Below are 3402 nucleotides of genomic sequence, written 5' to 3' on the forward strand. Positions count from 1 at the left end.
TATCCGCCTACTGCCTTGACTGTATCCGGTGCAACGCTATCGGCGACCAGCATTGCAGGCAATGAGCTCTATCTTTATCAGGCCGCATTCAATGCAGCAAGCTGGAGCGGTAGCCTGAAGAAATTCCGTGTGAGTTTTTCCAGCGTTGACGGTGCGCTCAAGACGGCATCTGTCGCCGACTGGGATGCGGCCGACATATTGACAGGCACTGCGGCCAGCCCTGCCAGCTCTGCTAGATCGGCTCCCGAGGCGCGGCGTATTTATACTGCGGCAGGCCAGCCTGCGGCCACGATTCCATTTGTCTGGGATGCATTGCCGGCGGCACAGAGAACAATGCTGAACACATCGCCCGCCAGCAGTATTGACGATCAGCTGGGTGAAAAACGCGTGGACTATCTGCGCGGCGGGCGCAGATATGAACTGGGTAAAACAGATGGCATATTCCGCGTGCGTGATCGCGTGCTCGGAGCCATAGTGCATAACGCGCCAGTGTTTGTCGGCCCGCCTTCCACCGCTTTGCAGGGACACGATTATGCCGTCTTTTACGCTGCCAACAAGGCACGTCTGCCAGCGGTATACGTCGGCGCTGACGATGGCATGCTGCATGCGTTTGATGCAGGTACGGGTGAGGAATTGTTTGCCTATATTCCAGCTGCATTGTTCGCGCGTCTGGGCGATTTGACACGGCAGGGTACTGCGCATCATGCCTATGTCGATGGCATGATCGCCGTGGCTGAAGCGCGCGTCGGCAAGCAGTGGAAAACCATCCTCGTTGCCGGTCTGGGTAGCGGTGGACAAGGCGTTTTCGCACTGGATGTGACGGCACCGGACCGGTTCGATCAGGGCTTGGGGGCGCTGTGGGAATTCAGTGATGCAGACGACCCTGACATCGGCTATGTCACCGGTGTCCCCGTCATCGCGAAGTTCAGGGTGGGTGCGACGAAGGGAGTACCTGACTATCGTTACTTTGCGATTGTTGCCAGCGGCCTCAACAATTATCATCCAGACGGCCAAGGAAAATTCAATCTCCATGCATCCAATGCGCTTTTCCTGCTGTCGCTTGATAAAGCCAAGACGGATAAATGGATAGCCGGCGTCAATTACTTCAAGTTCCTCACGCCTGCCAGCGAGCAGAATCTGCCCAACGGTTTGATTGCGCCTGCAGTGGCGCTGGCTGGCGACGGTGCTGTGGCTTATGTCTATGCGGGTGACTTGCAAGGCAATCTTTGGCGCTACGATTTCAGCGGCAGTCCACCCTGGTTGCATGCACTTGGCAAGGCACCGGTCCAGCCATTGTTCATTACAATGGACAAGAGCGGCAATCGACAGGCGATCACGCAGCAAGCCCTGGTGACATTTACCCCTGATGATCACCATCTGATTTTATTCGGCAGCGGGAAATTCATCGAAGGCAGCGATCTCGACGCCAGTCATTTCAAGCAACAATCCTTTTACGCGATCCTCGACACGCTGGATCGCAAGCCGGCGATACGCAGCCAGCTGGCGGAAAGAAAATTGGCGGCGATTGATTCCGGCAGCAGTGCGCTGGAAATCAGTGGCAGCGATTTTAAATACGATGTGGCCGGGCCTGGCGAAAAAGGCTGGTACTTCGACTTCATCGATTCGGACAAGACAGGCGAGCGTAGCGTCAGTGCCGCGCAGCTCATTGATGGAAATCTGTTCTTCAACACGCTTATCCCGAATGCCGATCCGTGCAAACAGCATGGTGGACGTGCTTATGTCTTGCATGCGCTGACCGGCTTGCCGCTCCATGCGGATGTCACGGCTTACCTGTCCAATACCGGCGCCATGAATACTCCCTTGGTCGTGGCGCTGGTGCCAGATCAAACACCGCCCCGTGATGCTGCCGGCAAGCGGCGTCTGAAGAAAAAACTTGAGGTCCTTGATCCCCTTGCCGGCGATGCCGTAGTAGCGACTGCACCAGCGGGAAAAAATTCGACTTCATACCTGACAACAGCGGGTCGCCTGAGCTGGCGCGAGATAGTCAACTGGCTTGAATTGCGCACGTTGGTCAACAAAAAATAGGAGGCACACATGCGATGCAAATTCCCCAAGGGCTTCACGGTTGTTGAAGTGATGGTCACGCTGGTGATCCTCGCGATTCTGGCCGCACTGGCCTTTCCCGCCTATCAGGAATCGGTCCTGAAAACGAAGCGTGCAGAAGGGCGCGCTGCATTGATGAAGACGATGCAGCAGCAGGAACGCTACTATTCGCTGCATACAACTTACCTGTTGTTTTCTGCTGCCTCCATCGATGCCGAGGCAAGGAAATTCAACTGGTTCTCGGGCGAAAACGCGCAGGCGAGTGCCTATGAAGTCAGCGCGCAGCCATGCAAGGACGAGACCCTGCGCGCTTGCGTACTGTTGATTGCACAACCGGGTACCGGCAGGGTCAATCCTCACTACCGTGACCCGAAGTGCGGGAAACTGAGCTTGAGCAGCACCGGCGAAAAATCGGCAGATGCGCAGCATTGCTGGTGAGTCCATGCCGGTGGCTCAAGCCGGGCCCGCGCGTCGCTGCGGATTTTCCCTCATCGAATTGATGGCGATCCTGACGATAGTCGCCATCATGCTGGCAATCGGCGTGCCTAGCTTCCACGCAATGCTGCAAAACCAGAAATTGACGGCTGCCGCGAATGCCTTGTTCATGAGTGTCAATCTGGCCCGTTCCGAGGCGATACATCGTGGCACGCGGGTTGATCTGGTGCCGGCCGGGGATGGTTCGACATGGAACAATGGCTGGGTGATTTTTATCGATGAAAACCACGACCAGCGGCCCGATCACAATGAAATCATCCTTTATATGCATGCTGCGGTGGATGCGGATATGCGGATCACGCCCAGTTTCACCGATTCGAAAGTACAATATATTGCTTTCAACGGTAGCGGACGCACGCGCACCAATGCGAACAGCCAGACTTCGCAATCCGGGAACTGGCTGCTGGAACTGGGATCGCAGTCGCGCAAGGTCGTGATCAACTTCCTCGGTCGACCGCGGGTGTGCAATCCGGCGCGGGAAGCAGCAAGCTGCTGACGGCACGTTCAACGCTGCAACGCGGCACCGATACATCATCCTGACAAAGACTCACGTGGAAATTCATAGCGACGAACAAGGCATGCGCCTTGCACTGGAACTGGCAGCCAAGGGCATGTTCACGACGACGCCGAATCCGCGCGTCGGTTGCATCATCGTCAAGGAAAACCGGATCATAGGCAGTGGTTACACGCAACCGGCAGGCCATGCGCATGGCGAAGTGCAGGCGCTCAATGATGCTGCCGACCGCGGCTTTGATGTCGCTGGTGCAACCGTGTATGTCACGCTCGAACCTTGCAGTCATCACGGCCGTACGCCGCCTTGCGCCGATGCCTTGATCAAGGCAC

General features: G+C 56.6%; 4 protein-coding genes. All 4 read left to right on the forward strand.

Annotation, left to right across the window (positions count from 1 at the left end):
- Positions 1 to 2046, forward strand: a 2046-nt coding sequence (locus Q7T06_RS10335; protein WP_304784317.1) for a pilus assembly protein, incomplete at its 5' end; no start/stop codon positions are given.
- 9 nt (positions 2047 to 2055) lie between these two features.
- The gene (locus Q7T06_RS10340; RefSeq protein ID WP_304784319.1) at positions 2056 to 2502 is read left to right on the forward strand and encodes a type IV pilin protein; all 447 of its coding nucleotides are present in this window, start codon (positions 2056 to 2058) and stop codon (positions 2500 to 2502) included.
- Positions 2483 to 3055, forward strand: a complete 573-nt coding sequence (locus tag Q7T06_RS10345; RefSeq protein WP_304784321.1) for a GspH/FimT family pseudopilin — start codon at positions 2483 to 2485, stop codon at positions 3053 to 3055. Before Q7T06_RS10340 ends, Q7T06_RS10345 begins: the two co-directional genes overlap by 20 nt.
- A 55-nt stretch (positions 3056 to 3110) precedes the next feature.
- On the forward strand, positions 3111 to 3402 hold a 292-nt coding region (locus tag Q7T06_RS10350), incomplete at its 3' end, for a bifunctional diaminohydroxyphosphoribosylaminopyrimidine deaminase/5-amino-6-(5-phosphoribosylamino)uracil reductase RibD (protein WP_304784323.1).

It is taken from the genome of Herminiimonas sp. (assembly GCF_030645555.1).
Classification (GTDB): domain Bacteria; phylum Pseudomonadota; class Gammaproteobacteria; order Burkholderiales; family Burkholderiaceae_D; genus Oxalicibacterium.